The sequence below is a fragment of the Streptomyces sp. NPDC029122 genome (assembly GCF_055569445.1).
Map to the genome: position 1 here is coordinate 393,756 of NZ_JBVHWK010000001.1, position 16,008 is coordinate 409,763.

A 16,008-nucleotide genomic window follows, 5' to 3' on the forward strand; every position below is an offset into this window, starting at 1 on the left:
CAACGGGTCGCAGGACAGGACTCCACCGCACCGGGAGGTTTCCGTGAAGATGCTCATCAATTCCGCCGACACCGTGGTCTCCGACGCGCTGCGCGGAATGGCCGCCGCGCACCCCGAACTCGACGTCGACGTGGAGCGCCAGGTCGTCGTACGGCGCGACGCGCGGGCCGGCGGACGGGTCGGGCTGGTGTCCGGGGGCGGGTCCGGGCACGAGCCCCTGCACGCCGGCTTCGTCGGGCCCGGGATGCTCTCGGCGGCCTGCGCCGGGGCCGTGTTCACCTCGCCGGTGCCCGACCAGATGCTGCACGCGGCGAGCGCCGTCGAGGCCGGTCAGGGGGTGCTGTTCATCGTCAAGAACTACACCGGCGACGTGCTGAACTTCCAGATGGCCGCCGAACTGGCGGAGGAGGACGGCATGCGGGTGGAGCGCGTGCTCGTCAACGACGACGTCGCCGTGACCGACAGCCTGTACACGGCCGGCCGGCGCGGCACGGGCGCCACCCTCTTCGTGGAGAAGATCGCGGGGGCGGCCGCCGAGGAGGGCGCGCCGCTGGAGGCGGTCGCCGCCCTCGCGCGGCGGGTCAACGGCGCGTCCCGCAGCTTCGGGGTGGCGCTCAGCGCCTGCACCACCCCCGCGAAGGGCAGCCCGACCTTCGACCTCCCGGACGGAGAGCTGGAGTTGGGGGTGGGGATCCACGGTGAACCCGGCCGGGAGCGGCGCGCGACGATGACCTCGCGGGAGATCGCGGAGGTGGCCGTGGGGGCCGTACTGGACGATCTCGCGGAGACGGGCCCCACGGCGGGCGGACCGGTACTGCTCCTGGTCAACGGGATGGGCGCGACCCCGCTGCTGGAGCTGTACGGGTTCCACGCGGAGGTGGCGGCGGTGCTGGCGGCGCGGGGCGTGCCGGTGGCGCGGGCGCTCGTCGGAAACTACGTCACTTCCCTGGACATGGCAGGCTGTTCGGTGACCGTGTGCCGGGCGGACGACGAGCTGCTGCGCCTGTGGGACGCGCCGGTACGGACGGCCGCCCTGCGCTGGGGCTGCTGAGCGCGTGGCGCACGTACGGGACGACGGTGGAGGAGACGGGATGCGTGACGCGGAGTTCTTCCGGCGCTGGATGGAGACCGCCGCGACGGCGGTGGAGCGGGAGGCGGACCGGCTGACCGAGCTCGACTCCCCCATCGGGGACGCCGACCACGGAGCGAACCTGCTGCGGGGGTTCACGGCCGTACGCGCGGCGCTGGCCGGGGCCGACCCGGCGGCCGCGCCCGGGGCACTGCTCCAGCTGGCCGGACGCACCCTGATCTCCACGGTCGGCGGCGCGTCCGGCCCTCTGTACGGGACGCTGCTGCGGCGCACGGGCAAGGAGCTCGGGGAGGCCGCCGAAGTCACCGACGAGGAGCTGCGCGGCGCCCTGGACGCCGGAGTGGACGCCGTGGCCCGGCTGGGCGGGGCGGCGCCGGGCGACAAGACGATGCTGGACGCTCTGGTCCCGGGGGTCGCGGCGTTGGGTACGTCGTACCGTGCCGCCGGGGAAGCGGCGGAGGGCGGGGCCCGGGCGACCGTTCCGATACTGGCCCGCAAGGGCCGCGCCAGCTACCTCGGGGAGCGCAGCATCGGGCACCAGGACCCGGGAGCCACTTCGGCCGCCCTGCTGCTGGGCGCGCTGGCCGACGCGGCGCAGGAGGCGGCGTGAGCGCCGGGGAGCTGGTCGGGATCGTGCTGGTGTCGCACAGCGCCGCGGTCGCGGAGTCGGTGGCGGAGCTGGCGCGGGGCCTCGCGGCGGGCGGGGCGCTGGCTCCGGTGGCCCCGGCGGGCGGCACCGCCGACGGCGGGCTGGGCACGAGCGCGGAGCGCATCGCCGGGGCCGCGGCGGCGGTGGACCGGGGGGCCGGGGTCGCACTTCTCGCGGACCTGGGCAGCTCGGTGCTGACGGTGAAGGCGCTCCTGGAGGACGGGGAGCTCCCGCCGGGGTCCCGTCTGGTGGACGCCCCGTTCCTGGAGGGCGCGGTGGCGGCCCTGGTGGCCGCCTCGGCGGGCGCCGCCCTGGAGGCGGTGGCGGCCGCGGCCGAAGAGGCGTACGCCTACCGCAAGGCCTGACACCACCGGCCGAAGAGGCGTACGCCAGCCGCAAGGCCTGACACCCACCCGCCGAAGAGGCGTACGCCTCCGCAAGGCCACACGCTCGCGGCCTGAAGGGCCCCGTGCCAACCGCAAGGCCGGCGCCCCGGCCGCATGCCGGCACCGTCCGCCCGGAGCCGGACGGGCCGTACCGCCCGGGGACGCGCCCGGGAGCCGGGAGCCGGCCGGGGACTACGGGCGGCCGCGGAGGCTTTCGATCTCCCGGCGGTCCCGCTTCGTGGGGCGGCCCGTGCCGCGGTCGCGGATGCCGACCACCGCCGCCTCCACCGGGGTCGGCGGCGGCGGGCTGTTGTCCACGTAGCACTCGGCGGCGACCGGGGGTCCGACCCGTTTCGTCACGGGGCGCCGGACCACGACGATCCGCTCCCGGCCCGCGTGGAAGAGCCGCACCTCGTCGCCCGCCCGGACCTGCTGCGCCGGCTTCGCCCGCTCGCCGTTGACCTTCACGTGGCCCGCCCGGCAGGCGGTCGCCGCGACGGAGCGGGTCTTGGTGAGCCGCACCGACCAGATCCAGGCGTCCACCCGCGCGGTTCCCGTCTCCAGCGGGGCCGCCCCCGCGTCCGTGGTCCTCGTACCGGTCAACTGAGCCTCCGTCCCTGCGTCGGCCGTGCCTGCCACGTCCGCCCTGCCCCGACTCTAGCGATCCGGCGGCCCCGGAGCGGAACGGTTTCGGCGGATACCACAAGCGCCCTGGCATCTGCTATGGACAAGCGGCCAAACTAATTGCACATGCCGCCTCGATGGGCCTACCGTGTCGCATATGCAGCCCCACACCAGTGGGCAGGCGGCACACCAGCCGGGCAGGGCTCCGGCCCCCGGCCGGCCGTCGGCCCGGCAGAGGAGCACCCCGCTCGTGAACGCCGTCCCCCGCACCCGCCGCCTCGCCGCCGCCGCGCTCACCGCCGCACTGCTCGTCCCGCTGTCCGCCTGCGGGAACGGCGGCGGAGCGGGCAAGGAGGCGGACGCCGGCGCGCCCTCCTCCCCGGCCGGGGCGGAGGGCGCGCACCTCACCGTCCTCGCTGCCTCCTCCCTCACCGACGCCTTCAGGACGGCGAAGGGGACCTACGAGAAGTCCCACCCGGGCACCAGGGTGAACATCTCCTTCGCCGGGTCGCAGGAACTCGCCGCCCAGGTCAAGCAGGGCGCCCCGGCCGACGTGCTGGTCACCGCCGACACCAGGACCATGGACGCCCTCCGGGCCGAGACCGGCGACGCCACCGTCATCGCGAAGAACCGCCTCGTCATCGCCGCCGGCAAGGGCAACCCCTTCGGGATCGACGAGCTCAAGGACCTCGGCGACTCCAGGATCAAGGTCGTCCTGGCGGCGCCCGAGGTCCCGGTCGGGCGCTACGGCAAGCAGATCCTCGACGCCCAGAAGATCGAGGTGAAGCCGGTCTCCCAGGAGCCCAACGTCCGCGCCGTCCTGAGCAAGGTCGAGCTGGGCGAGGCCGACGCCGGTCTCGTCTACAAGACCGACTCCGCCAAGTCCGGTGACAAGGTCGTCACCGTGGACATCCCGGACGACCAGAACGCGGTCGCCTCCTACCCCGCCGCCGCCCTCAAGCAGTCCCGGAACGCCGGAGCCGCCGCCGCGTTCGTGGCCTGGCTGAGCGGCCCCGAGGCGCAGAAGATCCTTCAGGACGCCGGCTTCCAGAAGGGCTAGCCGCCGTGACCATCGGAGGGGCTGCCCGGCCCGGGGGGACGGGCGGCCCTTCCGGCGTGTCCGGCGCCCGCGCCCGTACGCTCCGTAGGATCCCTCCCCGGCCCCGACCAGGAACCGCCCTCACCCCATGAGCAGACTCCGCACCCGCACCCGGCCCCCCGTGACGCTGGCGCTTCCCGCGCTGCTCGCCGTCGCGTTCCTGCTGCTGCCGCTCGTCGGCATCCTCACCCGCACGCAGTGGGATGAGCTCGGCGACCACCTCGGCCACCCCGGTGTGGTGACGGCCCTGAAGCTCTCGCTGCTGGTGTCCTTCTGGGCGCTCGGTCTCTCGCTGGTCCTCGGCGTACCGCTCGCCTGGCTGCTGGCCCGGGTCGAGTTCCCCGGCAAGGCCTTCGTCCGCTCCCTGGTGCTGCTGCCGATGGTGCTCCCGCCGACCGTCGGCGGTGTCGCGCTGCTGCTCGGCTTCGGACGGCGCGGCCTCCTCGGGCCGTGGCTGGAGGACACCTTCGGCGTCACGCTCCCCTTCCACACCTCCGGCGCGGTCGTCGCGGCGACCTTCGTCGCCATGCCGTTCCTGGTGATCAGTCTGGAGGGGGCGCTGGGCGGGCTGAAGCAGAGCTACGAGGAGACCGCCGCCTCCCTCGGCGCCTCACCGGTCCGGGTGTTCTTCACGGTGACCATGCCCATGGTGGCGCCCGGCCTGATCGCGGGCGCCGCCCTCACCTGGGCCCGCGCACTCGGCGAGTTCGGGGCGACCATCACCTTCGCCGGCAACCTGCCGGGCACCACCCAGACCCTGCCCCTCCAGGTCTACCTGCTGCTCCAGGACCAGCCGGAGGCCGCCACCTCGGTGTCGCTGCTGCTGCTCGCCATCGCCATGGGCGTGCTGATCGCCCTGCGCGGCCGCTGGAACGGCATGCCCGTGACCGCGCGGGCCCCCGCGGGCGGCCCGGAAGCACCCGCGACCCCGGCCGGTCCCCCTGCCGCCGTCGCGGAGGAGCCGCCCGTCCCCGCCCCGGCCGACGACGGCCGCTGGGCCCTGCACGCCGAAGTGACCGGCTTCAACGAGCTCACCCTCGACGCCGGACCCGGCACCACCATCGCCGTGGTGGGCGAGAACGGCGCCGGCAAGACCACCCTGCTGCGCGCCCTGCTCGGCCTGACCCCGCGCGCCCGCGCCGCGCTCCGGCTCGGGGACACCGACGTCACCGCGCTGCCCCCGCACCGGCGGCGGGTGGCCTGGGTCCCGCAGGACGGCGCGCTGTTCCCGCACCTGAACGCCCTGGCCAACACCGCTTACGGGCTGCGGGCCCGCGGGGTGGGGCGCGCCGAGGCCCGCCGTGAGGCGCAGCTGTGGCTGGACCGGCTCGGCGTGGGTCACCTCGCCCGGCGCCGGCCCGCCCAGCTGTCGGGCGGCCAGGCCCAGCGGGTGGCCCTTGCCCGGGCGTTGGCCGCCCGGCCCCGGCTGCTGCTGCTCGACGAGCCGCTGGCCGCCCTCGACCAGACGACCCGGGCGCACGTGCGGCACACCCTGCGCAGGCACCTGGCGGGCTTCGGCGGGGTCTGCCTGATCGTCACGCACGACCCCGTCGAGGCGGTGTCGCTGGCCGACCGGGTCCTCGTACTGGCCGACGGGCGCACCCTCCAGGACGCGCCCCCCGCCGAGGTCACCCGGCATCCCCGCTCGCCGTGGGTGGCCCGGATGCTGGGCCGCAACGCCTGGGCCGGCACCGCCTCCGCCGAGGGGCTCGCACTCGCGGACGGCGGCCGGCTGGTGGTGGCGGAGACCCTGCCGGAAGGATCGCAAGCCCTGGCGATCATCGCCCCGGAGGCGGTGTCGCTGCACCGGGAGCGCCCGGGCGGCAGCCCCCGCAACGTCTGGCCGGGCACCGTACGGGAGGTCACCTCGGCGGGCAGCCGGCTGCGCGTGCTGGTCTCCTCGGACGAGGCGCCCGACCTGGTCGCGGAGATCACCCCGGAGGCGGCCGCCGAGCTCGGAGTGGCCGACGGCGCGCGGATCTGGACGAGCGTGAAGGCCACGGAGGTCACGCTGGTTCCCCTCTGACCCCTGGCGGGGAGGGGCCGGAGGGGAACCGTTTGGACGGCGGAAGCGGCCCTGACATATGTTCAACGCTGCCCGGACCGGCGCACCGGCCGGCGCCGGTACCACGTTCGCCGCCGTCCGTCACCGCATCGCCGTTCGTCACCGCATTCTTCGCACGTCCCGTGGGGGGTCCTTCACCATGTCCTTCAGCGCGCCCGGATCGCCCCCGCCGCAGGGTCCCGTACCCCAGCCGCCGTACGGTGCGGCCCCGTACCCGGCCGCCCCCGCGCCGACCGGACCCCTCTACGGCGGCCAGCCGGTGCCCGGACAGCCCTACCCCGGACAGCCGTACCCCGGCCAGCCCTACCCGGGGCAGCCCTACCCCGTTCCGCCGCCGGCGGTCCAGCAGCTGCGCTCCCCGCAGGGCCTTTCGACCGCGCTGACGCTGCTGCTCGGCGTCGCGGGCGTGGTCAACCTCTACTCGGCCGCCGCCAACCTGTACGCGTGGTCGCTGATGCGGGACGTCGCCGCGAACCCCTCCTCGGTCCCGGACGACTCGCTCGACCGGTCGGACCTGCTGACCGGTCTCGCCGGCGGCCTCCAGGGACTGTTCCTGTCCGTCACGGCCGTGGTGTTCGTCATCTGGTTCTACCGGGTCCGCGTCAACGGCCAGCTCTTCCGTCCCGACGCCTTCACGCTGGCGGGTGGCTGGGCGATCGGCTCCTGGTTCGTCCCGGTCGGCAACCTCTTCCTGCCGTACCGGGTGGCCAAGCAGACCTGGGAGGCGAGCGTCCAGCTCGCGCCGGACGGCTCGTACCGCCACGTGTCCACGGTTCCGGTGACCTCCTGGTGGATCGTGTGGGCCGTGTCGCTGGTCCTCGAACGGGTCTTCAGCGTGCTCTACGTCCGCGCCGATTCCCCGGAGGGCCTGCGCGACGTCTCCGCGTTCGGCGCCGTCGCCGACCTGACCGTGGTCGCCGCGGCCGTCCTCGCGGTGCTGTTCGTCCGGAAGCTGACCGCCCTGCAGAACGTGAAGGCCGCGCAGGGCCCGTACGCCGCCGTCTGACGTTCAGCCGTCCGCGGGGTCGTCGTCCGCCCGGCCGTCCGCCCGGCCGGGTGCGGGGACCGTGAACTCGCACCAGACGCACTTCCCGGCGCCCCGGGGCTCCACTCCCCAGTCGTCCGCGAGCCGTTCGACCAGCAGCAGTCCGCGGCCCGACACCGCCCAGTCGTCGGCCTCGCGGCGGCGGGGCATGGCGCTGCTGCGGTCCTCGACCTCGATCCGGATCCGGCCCGCGGCCGTCAGCCGCAAGGAGACCTGCCCGCCCCCGTCGGTGTGGACGAGGGCGTTGACCATCAGCTCGTCCGCGGCCAGCTCGATCTCGTCGGCCCGCTCCCGGGCGCCCCAGGCCGCCGCGGCCGCCCGGATCAGGTGCCGGGCCATCGCCGGGCCGTCCGGGTCCCCGGGCACCAGGCGCTGGTGGAGCGGACCGCCGCCGCGCGGGGCGGGGGCGCCGCGCCGGCGCAGCAGGAGCAGGGCCATGTCGTCCCCGCCGCCCGCGTCCCCGACGAGGCCGCAGAGCACGTCGGCGAGTTCCTCGACGTCGGCCGGGCCGTGCTCTGCCGCCTCCAGCAATTCCCGCATCCCGGTCTCGGAGTCGTCGCCGGGCCGTTCGACGAGGCCGTCGGTGCACAGCAGCAGGGTGTCCCCGGGGTGCAGTTCGAGGGTGGTGACGGGGTATCCGGAGCCGCTGCCCCGCTGCTCCCGCGGGGGCAGGCCGAGGGGCAGCCCGCCGGCCACCTGGATCCGGTGGCAGCTGCCGTCCCCGCGCCGCACGACCGGGTCGAGGTGACCGGCCCGCACGATGTGCAGCATCCCGGAGTCCAGGTCGAGTTCGGCGTAGGTGCAGGTGGCGAAGCGCTCCGTCGCCAGGTCGCGCAGGAAGGCCGAGGCCCGCGCCATCGCCATGCCGGGGGTGTGGCCCTCCAGGACGTAGGCGCGGAGCACGATCCGCAGCTGGCCCATGACGGCGGCCGCGTCCGTGTCGTGGCCCTCCACGTCGCCGATCGCCACCCCGACCCGTCCTTCGCCGAGGGGGACCACGTCGTACCAGTCACCGCCGATGTCCCGCCCGATCCGGGCGGCCCGGTACCGTACCGCGATCTGCGCGCCCGGCACCTCCGGGATCACCCGGGGCAGCATGGCCCGCTGGAGCCCCTCGGCGAGGTCGTGCTCCTGCTCGAAGAGCATGGCCCGCTGGAGCCCCTGCGCGATCCCGCTGCCGAGGGCCACCAGCAGGTTCCGCTCCTCCGCGTTGAAGTCCCCGTCACGGGTGTACAGCAGCCCGAGCGCGCCGACGGGCCGGCCCTGGGCGATGAGCGGCAGGTACGCCCCGCTGCGCACCGCCAACGGCTCGATGTACGGCCACAGCAGGGGGTAGCGGCGCTGGAACTCCTCCCGCGATGCGAGGAAGACCGGCTGCAGGGTCCGTACGGCCTCGCTCATCGGGAAGTCGGCGTCGATGCGCGTGTACTCGATCTCGGGTACGTACGAGCCCAGCCGGCCTTCCGCGACCAGGTGGATCCGGCCGCCGTCGACGACGCCGAGCATGACGCTGACGGCGCCGAGGTGCCCGAGGGCCTCGGGGTCCTTGAGGACGTCGGTCACGTCGTTGACGGTGCGGGCGTGGGCGAGGATCGCGGTGGTCCGCTCGACGACCCCGGTCATCCGGCGCCGGCCGTCGTCCCGCTCGCCCGCGGCCCCGGGCTCACCGGGGTCCTCGGCGGCGTCGCGGAGGATCCCGATGACCCGGTACGCACGGCCGTGCGGGTCCCGCACGATGTGGCCCTGGACATGGGTCCAGGCCGTCGAGCCGTCCTCGCCCAGGGTGCGGAAGTAGGCGCCGTAGTGGCTGCGGCCGTCCTTCAGCGCCTGGTCCACGCGGCCGTCGAGCCGTGCCCCGTCGCCCGGGACGACACGGCGGCGCAGCCCGGCGGGGGTCCCGTCGAACTGTTCCGGGCGCAGGCCGAGGACCTCGAGGGCGGTGGTGTCCAGGTACATGCGCCCGCTGTCGAGGTCCCAGTCGAAGGTGCCCATCCGGTTGAGCGCGAGGCTCAGGTCGGGCCGCGCGGGCCAGTCGACCTCCGGGGTCCGTCCCCGCTGGTCCATGCAGCCAGGGTCTCACTGTTCCCCTCGCGCGGCAGCCGTTGCGCGCCGTCAGGAGCCCTGCCCCGGCGGGTCCCTGGCGGCGCCCGGAGCGGCGCCTTCGGCAGGTCACCCCCTGAGCCTCAGACGGGGGGCGAGGCGGCCCCCGCGTCCGCGTCCGCGTCCGGGGGGAGTGCGCCGGGCGAGGAGGGGGTGGCGGGCGGCGGCGGGGCCGTCGTCCGGTCGGTGGTGCCCGGAGGCGGGGCGGACCGGGTGGCGGTGCCCGTGCCGGTGGCCGGCGGGGTGCCGGTTCCGGTCGCGGGTTCCGAAGGGGAGGGCGGCGGTGTGGGCGCCGGGGAAGGGGGTTCCGGCGGCGTGACGGGTTCCGGCGGCGTGACGGGTTCCGGCGGCGCGACGGGGCGCGGGGGCGTGACGGGGCGCGGGGGCGACACGACGGGTGGCGAGACGGCCGGCGGGGACACGACGGGCGGCCCGACCGGCGGCGCGACGGGCCTGTCCGGCCGCGGGTCCGCGCCGCGGTGGCGTTCCAGCCAGCGGCGGTCGTGGTGGTCGTAGATGACGAACGTCCGCACCACCGTCACCGACGGCGCGATGACCACCACCTGCGCCGGCCGGTACGAGGCCCAGGGGCGCCCAAAGCGCTTCGGATCGGCCTTCAGCGCCACGGGCGGTCCCAGCGGGTTCCCGCAGGCGCAGCGCACCCTCGGCACCCCGCGGTCGTCGACGAGCACGGCCGTCCCGGCCTGGAGCACGGCCTGGTAGGGGGTGGCGCGGCCGTCGCGGTAGCCGTGGTTGGTGACCCGGGTGTCGGTCCGCAGCTGTACGGGGGTGAGCGCGCGCAGGTGGCCGGGGACGGCTGTCGCCGGGATGCCGAGGGCCGAGGCGAAGGCGGCGTTCGTGGCGGGCCGCGCGGTGAGCACGGTGATCTGTTTCTCCACGTCGCAGCTGGCGACGTCCTTGGTGCCGCCGTAGAGGCCCGGCGCGGAGCCGCTGACGCTGCGGGTGCCCGAGGGGCCCGTCGGCGTGGCGGTGTCCTGCGGCGGGGGCTGCGGCGGCGGGGTCGCCCGATCGGCCGCCGTGGACTCGGTGAAGGGGTCCCGGCCCGCCGCGGCGGCCGGCTGGAGGAACACCTCCGCCTCGGCCTGCTGCGGGGTGCCGCCCCCGCCACCGCCGGGCCGGGTGAGTACCACCACCAGGGTGACCACGGCGGCGAGCGCCACGGCCGCCGTCGCCAGCCCGGGCACCGACCGCCACCAGGGTCGCCGGGGCGGCTCCCCGCCGGGCCCGCCGGGCGGGGCGGGCGGGGGCTGCGGTGGCTGCGGGGGTTCCCCGCCCCCGCCCGAGAGCGGGCCGGACGGCGGCCCGGTGGGCCGCCCGGGCGACGACGGCGGTGACGACCGCGACGGCGGTGCCGGCGGCCGGTGCGGCTGGGGCGGCCGCTCGCCGGAGGGTTGCGTGGTCACGGGCTCCTCTTCCCTGGCAGCGGAATCCCGGTACATCAGGAATCAGAACTGAGGGCGGAATACGGAAACGACCGGCATACACGGATTTTGAGCACTGTTGCCGCCCATTGTGTGCGTCGTCCGGCTGGTGCCCGCAAGCCGGGGGTGCCACCGTTGCAGGGTGAGCCGTACCTCCGCGAGGACCCCGGCGCGTCCTTCGGCGCGCGCCTGGCGGGACGCCCTGGTCGCCGTCGTGGCGGGCTTCGCCGTGATGACCGCGGTGGCCGCCGCCGGGCTGGCCTGCGCCGGTGCCGGAGATCTGCCCGGCGGGGCGTTCCCCCGGGTGGTCGCCGCGGTCGTGGTGCTGGCGGCCGGGGGTACCGTCGAGGTGTCCGGGGCCGCCGGGTTCCTGGCCGGTGCCGAGGCGACCCTGTCCGTGCTCCCGCTCTCGGTGAGCCTGGCCGGTGCGCTCACCACCGGGTACCTCTTCCTGCGGCCGCTGCGCCACCGCGCGGTGGCCGGGCCCCGCGAGCTGCCGGCCCGGGCGGGCCGGGCGGCGGTGCTGTGGCTGCTGCTGCTGGCCCTGTTCGCGCTGCCGGCCCGCCGGACCTTCGGGCTGTCCCCCGGCGACTCCCCGCTCGGGGAGTTCGGCGAACTCCTCGACTCCGCGCCGACGGCGGGGTTCCGGGCCGCGCTGGGGCCCACCCTCTTCTTCGGGCTGCTCTGGTTCCTGGGCCTGCTGCTGATCGCCCTGCTGGTCTCCCGCCGCACTCCGCTCCCGGCCGGGCTGCTCCGCTTCCACACGGCGGTGCGTCCTGCCGCGCACGCGACGGCCGTGCTGCTGCTGGCGTACGTGGTCCTCGGCATCGGCACCGGCCTGGTGGTGGCAGCCACCCAGGGGCACGCGGCCCGCACCCTGGCCGTGATCCTGCTCGGCCTGCCGAACCTGGCCTGGCTCGCTCTGACCGTGGGCTTCGGCGGCGCCTGGCAGGGGGCGGCCGAGGGACCCTTCGGCCTGCCGGTGCCGCAGCTGCTGGACCACCTGCTGCGCGGCCCCGGGGGATCCACCGTCGATGTGGCCTCGCTCGCGCAGCGGGACCCGCGGGCGTGGTGGCTGGTCGCGGTGGCCGCCGTCGCGCTGCTCGGCACGGGCGTCCTGGCCGCCGTACGTTCCCCCGCCGAGGTCCGCCCCTGGCAGCACGCGCTGCACCTGGCGGTGGCCCTGGCGCTGGCCACCCTGACGGTGTGCCTGCTGGCCGGCGTCCGGGCCCGGTTGGGGCTGTCCCTGCTGGGGCTCGGGGACGTCTCCGGGCTCGGCGGCAGCGTGGAGCTCACCGCCCTCCTGTGGCGGACGACCGGCCTCGCCCTGCTGTGGGGCGCGGTGGCCGGCTTCCTCGGCGCCCTCCTGGCCCGCCCCCTGCGCCACCCGGGCCGGGTCCCCTGAACCGGAACCGCCCCTGAACCGCCGGACACCCCCTACCTGCCGCGGAACACCGGCAGCGCCCATCGCGGCGGCGGGGGCGGCGGGGCCTCGTCCGGGCCGGGCCCGTGCGCCCGGGGCGCTCCGGCACCCGCCCGGCGCAGCGCGCCGGTGAACTCCAGGCAGGTCCCCCACCGTTCCCCGGGCGACTTCGCGAGGGCCTTGGCCAGCACCTCGTCCACCGCGGCCGGCAGCTCCGGACGGCGCTCGCGGGCCGGGGGCGGCGGATCGTACTGGTGGGCCCAGAGCAGGGCCATGTCGTCCTCCCGCCGGAACGGCGGGCCGCCGGTCAGCATTTCGTGGACGACGCAGCCGAGGCTGTACACGTCGCAGCGCCCGTCGACCGGTTTCCCGGCGATCTGCTCGGGCGCCACGTAGTCCAGGGTCCCGACGAACTGTCCGACGCTGGTGAAGCCGGTGAGCGACAGGGACCTCTTCGTGAGGCCGAAGTCGGTGAGGTAGGCGTGCTCGGGGTGTTCGCTGTCGGTGCCCTCGGCGATCAGGACGTTGCCGGGCTTCACGTCCCGGTGCACCAGGTCGTGGGCGTGCGCGGCGTCGAGCGCGGAGGCCACCTGGCCGGCGATCCGGGCCGCCGTCTCGACGGGCAGCGGGCCGGTGCGGTCCAGCAGGGCCCGCAGGTCCTGCCCTGCGACGTAGCGCATGGCGATGTAGAGGAGGCCGTCGGTCTCGCCCGCCTCGAAGACGGGCACGATGTGCGGGTGGTCGATGGCGGCCGCGACCCTGGACTCGTGGGCGAACCGCCGGCGGAAGGTGTCGTTGAGGGCCAGCTGGGGGGCCAGCAGCTTCAGCGCGACCGTCCGGTCCAGGCGCAGGTCCCTGGCGCGGTAGACGACCGCCATTCCGCCGCGCCCGATCTCGTCCTCGACGAGGTACCCGGCGAACCGCCTGCCGGTCAGTTCCGAGGCCCGTCCCACGGGTGAGGCGGTGTCCCCCATCAGCGGTCTGCCCCGTCGGGCCGGTCCGCGACGCGCGTGGGCTCGTGCGGTTCCTCGCGTACGCCGGCACGTGCCCCGGTGTCCGTCTCCCGCCGCGCCGGCCCGGGCGCGGGCGGGGCACTCGGTTCCGAGACGACCGCGTAGGTGGTCAGACGGCTCCCGTCGGCGTACACCCACCGTCCGGCCGTCTCCTCGTACACCCATACGGACTCGCCGTCGATCACGATCCCGGCGCGCAGGCCCTCCACGGCCTGCCGGAAGCTTTCGCCGGCGGTGGCGCCGGGGGCGGTCTCCCGCAGGGCCCGCCGGTAGCGTTCCAGGGCGTCGGCCGTGCGGGTGAGGAGCGGTCCGGGGTCCTCGGTCCGCTCCAGGGAGCGGCCGGCGGTCGGCGGCGGCCGGGGCACGGCGACGAGCAGCCGTCCGTCGACCCAGGCGGTCCAGCCGTTGGCGCACTCGATCTCCCCCCATTCGCCGTGGCGGGACAGCAGCCGGACGGGGAGGAAGGGGTCCAGGGCGGTGGTGGGCCGGGAGACGTCCGGGGCCTCCCAGGCGGGCAGCCCGTCCTGCGGGACCACATGGGTGGGGCGGAAGCCGGCGCCGGGGTCCGGGGAGTCGGTCATCGCCGGGCCTACTTCCGCATCACGGCGGGTTCGTGCCGCCTCAGCAGCCGTGCGACCAGCAGTCCGAAGAGCAGGGACAGGACGGCCAGCATGCCGACGTCCAGCAGCCAGACCCCGGCGGAGTGGGCGAAGAGCGGGTCGTCGGTGAGGGGGCCCGGCACGATCCCGCCGAGGTCGACGGTGCCGGCCATCGCGCCGAGCGCCCAGCGGGAGGGCACCAGCCAGGCCAGCTGCCCGATCACCGGCACACCGTCGAGCTGGAGGAGCGCCCCGCAGAAGACCACCTGCACGATGGCGAGGAGGACCAGCAGGGGCATGGTGACCTCTTCCTTCCTGACCAGGGCGGAGACCAGGAGGCCGAGCATCATGGCGGTGAAGGACAGCAGGGCGACGGCCAGGGTGATCTCGGCGAGCCGCGGCAGGAAGACCCCGGTGGCGCCGGGTGGGCCGAGCCGCACGCCGAAGAGGCCGACGAGCGTCAGGACGACGGCCTGGGCCACGGTGATCGCGCCGAGTACCGCCACCTTCGACAGCAGGTAGGCGGACCTTGACAGTCCGACGGCGCGTTCACGCTGGTAGATGACGCGTTCCTTGACGAGTTCGCGGACCGCGTTTGCGGCTCCGGTCAGGACGCCGCCGACGCACAGGATGAGCAGGGCGTTGATCGCGGTCTCCCGGGTGAGGGCGCTGCCGGCCAGGGCGCGGGCCATGGCGCCCATCACGAACGGCAGCGCGACCATGATGGCGAGGAAGGTGCGGTCGGCGCCGAGCGCGGTGGCGTACCGGCGGATCAGGGTGGAGAGCTGGGAGCGCCGGCTCTGCGCCTTCGGCGGAGGGGCGGCGAAGCCGGCCGGGCCGGGCGTCGCGGTGTCCCGGGGCGGAGGGCGGCGGAGGGCGCCCGCCACGTACGCGCGGTACTGGGGCGAGGCCTCGTACTCGCCCGCCCAGTCGCGGTCGCGCTGGTTCTCGAAGGCCTCGAAGGCCTCGGGCCACTGGTCGAAGCCGAAGAAGCCGAGGGTTTCCCCGGGCGGTCCGTACCAGGCGACGCGGCCGCCGGGGGCGAGGACGAGGAGCCGGTCGCAGACGTCGAGGCTGAGGACGCTGTGGGTGACCACGATGACGGTGCGGCCGTCGTCGGCGAGGCCGCGCAGCATGTGCATGACCGAGCGGTCCATGCCGGGGTCGAGGCCGGAGGTGGGTTCGTCGAGGAAGAGCAGGGAGGGCTTGGTGAGCAGTTCCAGGGCGACGGAGACGCGTTTGCGCTGGCCGCCGGAGAGGCTGTGGATGGGCTGGTCGGCGCGCTGCTCCAGGCCGAGCTCGCCGATGACCTCGTCGACCCGGGCGAGCCGTTCGGCCTTGGCGGTGTCCTGCGGGAAGCGCAGTTCGGCGGCGTAGGCGAGGGCGCGGCGGACCGTGAGCTGGGCGTGCAGGATGTCGTCCTGGGGGACGAGCCCGATGCGGGAGCGCAGTTCGGCGTAGTCGCGGTAGAGGTCGCGGCCGTCGTAGAGGACGGTGCCGTGGTCGGCGGGGCGCAGTCCGGTGAGGGCGCCGAGGAGGGTGGATTTCCCGGCGCCGCTGGGGCCGACGACGGCGAGCAGGGAGGTGACGCCGACCGGGAAGGAAACGTGGTCGAGGAGGGTCTTGCGGCCGTGGTCGACGGCGACGGCGAGGTCCTGGACGTCGAGGGAGACCTCGCCGGTGTCGGTGTACTCCTGGAGCTGGTCGCCGACGAGGCAGAAGGCGGAGTGGCCGATGCCGACGATGTCGCCCTCGGTGAGGGGGGCGCGTCCGACGGGAACCCCGTTGAGGTAGGTGCCGTTGTGGCTGCCGAGGTCGGCGATCTCGTAGGTGCCATCGGCGAGGGCGCGCAGTTCGGCGTGCCGGCGGGAGACGACGAGGTCGTCGATGACGAGGTCGTTGCCCGGGCCGCGACCGATGCGGACGGTGGTCCGGGCGGGCAGCGGCCGGATGCTGGTGGGGCTGCGGAAGGTCCCGGTCATGGCCGGATCGGCGACGCGGGAGGGGCGCGAGGCGGCGGCAAGGGGCGGCGTACGGGTGGTGAGGACGGCGCGCGGGCCGTCCTGCACGCTCCCGAAGCGCAGTTCGCTGCCGGGGCCGACGGCCCACTCGTGGACGCGGTGGCCGTCGGCCCAGGTGCCGTTGGTGCTGCCCTCGTCCTCGAGGGTCCAGTGGTCCCCGTCGGGGCGCAGGACGGCGTGGTGCCAGGAGACGCGGGCGTCTTCGAGGCAGATCTCGCAGAGGGGGTCGCGGCCGACGTGGTAGGTCCGGCCCGGGCTCATGGGGGTCGAGCCCTTGGCGGTTTCCAGGACGAGTTCGGGCGCGGTCGCCGCACCGGACCACTGGACCATGAACAGATTTTCCCATGAACCGGAGCAACCGGCAGAAGAGACGTCACCGCAGGTCAGAGGGTTCTTAAGGAGAATGACAACGGTCCCCGTTGCAGCCTTTGCCGATCTCGTCGCGGTGCGCT

Annotated in this window: 13 protein-coding genes; 7 read left to right on the top strand and 6 right to left on the bottom strand. The window is 75.3% G+C overall.

Annotation, left to right across the window (positions count from 1 at the left end; translation table 11 throughout):
- Nucleotides 1–49 precede the first annotated feature (49 nt).
- From dhaK to ACZ4WZ_RS01705, 3 genes are read left to right on the top strand one after another with little or no spacing between them, the layout of a single operon-like run.
- Nucleotides 50–1,051, top strand: a complete 1,002-nt coding sequence (dhaK, locus tag ACZ4WZ_RS01695; RefSeq protein ID WP_467884211.1) for a dihydroxyacetone kinase subunit DhaK — start codon at nucleotides 50–52, stop codon at nucleotides 1,049–1,051.
- A gap of 40 nt (nucleotides 1,052–1,091) precedes the next feature.
- Nucleotides 1,092–1,700: a dihydroxyacetone kinase subunit DhaL gene (gene dhaL / locus ACZ4WZ_RS01700; protein ID WP_467883951.1), complete on the top strand. Its 609-nt coding sequence runs from the start codon at nucleotides 1,092–1,094 to the stop codon at nucleotides 1,698–1,700.
- Nucleotides 1,697–2,104, top strand: a complete 408-nt coding sequence (locus ACZ4WZ_RS01705; RefSeq protein ID WP_467883953.1) for a PTS-dependent dihydroxyacetone kinase phosphotransferase subunit DhaM — start codon at nucleotides 1,697–1,699, stop codon at nucleotides 2,102–2,104. Before dhaL ends, ACZ4WZ_RS01705 begins: the two co-directional genes overlap by 4 nt.
- A gap of 213 nt (nucleotides 2,105–2,317) precedes the next feature.
- Here the strand turns inward: ACZ4WZ_RS01705 and ACZ4WZ_RS01710 are convergent, their stop codons facing one another.
- Nucleotides 2,318–2,728: an RNA-binding S4 domain-containing protein gene (locus ACZ4WZ_RS01710; RefSeq protein WP_388936637.1), complete on the bottom strand. Its 411-nt coding sequence runs from the start codon at nucleotides 2,726–2,728 to the stop codon at nucleotides 2,318–2,320.
- 271 nt (nucleotides 2,729–2,999) lie between these two features.
- Here ACZ4WZ_RS01710 and modA point away from each other — a divergent pair, with 271 nt between their 5' ends.
- The 3 genes from modA to ACZ4WZ_RS01725 all read left to right on the top strand — a co-directional run bounded on the left by modA (nucleotide 3,000) and on the right by ACZ4WZ_RS01725 (nucleotide 6,919).
- On the top strand, nucleotides 3,000–3,809 hold the full coding sequence (modA, locus tag ACZ4WZ_RS01715) for a molybdate ABC transporter substrate-binding protein (protein WP_467883954.1): 810 nt from the start codon (nucleotides 3,000–3,002) through the stop codon (nucleotides 3,807–3,809).
- A gap of 127 nt (nucleotides 3,810–3,936) precedes the next feature.
- Nucleotides 3,937–5,874, top strand: a complete 1,938-nt coding sequence (locus ACZ4WZ_RS01720) for an ABC transporter permease (RefSeq protein WP_467883956.1) — start codon at nucleotides 3,937–3,939, stop codon at nucleotides 5,872–5,874.
- Nucleotides 5,875–6,052: 178 nt separating this feature from the next.
- A complete protein-coding gene (locus tag ACZ4WZ_RS01725; RefSeq protein WP_467883957.1) occupies nucleotides 6,053–6,919 on the top strand; it encodes a DUF4328 domain-containing protein in 867 nt (288 codons plus the stop codon).
- 3 nt (nucleotides 6,920–6,922) lie between these two features.
- On the opposite strand, the gene ACZ4WZ_RS01730 is transcribed toward ACZ4WZ_RS01725, so the two are convergent.
- Both ACZ4WZ_RS01730 and ACZ4WZ_RS01735 read right to left on the bottom strand, forming a co-directional pair.
- Nucleotides 6,923–9,022, bottom strand: a complete 2,100-nt coding sequence (locus tag ACZ4WZ_RS01730) for a SpoIIE family protein phosphatase (protein ID WP_467883959.1) — start codon at nucleotides 9,020–9,022, stop codon at nucleotides 6,923–6,925.
- A gap of 119 nt (nucleotides 9,023–9,141) precedes the next feature.
- Complete coding sequence (locus ACZ4WZ_RS01735) at nucleotides 9,142–10,263, bottom strand: DUF6777 domain-containing protein (RefSeq protein WP_467883960.1); 1,122 nt, start codon at nucleotides 10,261–10,263, stop codon at nucleotides 9,142–9,144.
- 379 nt (nucleotides 10,264–10,642) lie between these two features.
- Here ACZ4WZ_RS01735 and ACZ4WZ_RS01740 point away from each other — a divergent pair, with 379 nt between their 5' ends.
- Nucleotides 10,643–11,905, top strand: a complete 1,263-nt coding sequence (locus tag ACZ4WZ_RS01740) for a streptophobe family protein (protein WP_467883962.1) — start codon at nucleotides 10,643–10,645, stop codon at nucleotides 11,903–11,905.
- A gap of 32 nt (nucleotides 11,906–11,937) precedes the next feature.
- Here the strand turns inward: ACZ4WZ_RS01740 and ACZ4WZ_RS01745 are convergent, their stop codons facing one another.
- The 3 genes from ACZ4WZ_RS01745 to ACZ4WZ_RS01755 are packed head-to-tail and all read right to left on the bottom strand — an operon-like array spanning nucleotide 11,938 to nucleotide 15,886.
- The gene (locus ACZ4WZ_RS01745; RefSeq protein ID WP_467883963.1) at nucleotides 11,938–12,897 is read right to left on the bottom strand and encodes a serine/threonine-protein kinase; all 960 of its coding nucleotides are present in this window, start codon (nucleotides 12,895–12,897) and stop codon (nucleotides 11,938–11,940) included.
- Nucleotides 12,897–13,517, bottom strand: coding sequence for a hypothetical protein (locus ACZ4WZ_RS01750; protein ID WP_467883965.1), 621 nt, complete (start codon nucleotides 13,515–13,517; stop codon nucleotides 12,897–12,899). Before ACZ4WZ_RS01750 ends, ACZ4WZ_RS01745 begins: the two co-directional genes overlap by 1 nt.
- Nucleotides 13,518–13,525: 8 nt before the next feature.
- Nucleotides 13,526–15,886 carry an FHA domain-containing protein gene (locus ACZ4WZ_RS01755; RefSeq protein ID WP_467883966.1) on the bottom strand — a complete coding sequence of 787 codons (2,361 nt, stop codon included), beginning with the start codon at nucleotides 15,884–15,886 and terminating at the stop codon, nucleotides 13,526–13,528.
- Between the last annotated feature and the right edge of the window lie 122 nt (nucleotides 15,887–16,008).

Bases quoted from the DNA above. Each gene is read 5' to 3' on its own strand.
- ACZ4WZ_RS01730 (WP_467883959.1), bottom strand. From the start codon at position 9,022: ATGGACCAGCGGGGACGGACCCCGGAGGTCGACTGGCCCGCGCGGCCC.
- dhaL (WP_467883951.1), top strand. From the start codon at position 1,092: ATGCGTGACGCGGAGTTCTTCCGGCGCTGGATGGAGACCGCCGCGACG.
- dhaK (WP_467884211.1), top strand. From the start codon at position 50: ATGCTCATCAATTCCGCCGACACCGTGGTCTCCGACGCGCTGCGCGGA.
- ACZ4WZ_RS01720 (WP_467883956.1), top strand. From the start codon at position 3,937: ATGAGCAGACTCCGCACCCGCACCCGGCCCCCCGTGACGCTGGCGCTT.
- ACZ4WZ_RS01755 (WP_467883966.1), bottom strand. From the start codon at position 15,886: ATGGTCCAGTGGTCCGGTGCGGCGACCGCGCCCGAACTCGTCCTGGAA.
- ACZ4WZ_RS01750 (WP_467883965.1), bottom strand. From the start codon at position 13,517: ATGACCGACTCCCCGGACCCCGGCGCCGGCTTCCGCCCCACCCATGTG.
- ACZ4WZ_RS01725 (WP_467883957.1), top strand. From the start codon at position 6,053: ATGTCCTTCAGCGCGCCCGGATCGCCCCCGCCGCAGGGTCCCGTACCC.
- ACZ4WZ_RS01745 (WP_467883963.1), bottom strand. From the start codon at position 12,897: ATGGGGGACACCGCCTCACCCGTGGGACGGGCCTCGGAACTGACCGGC.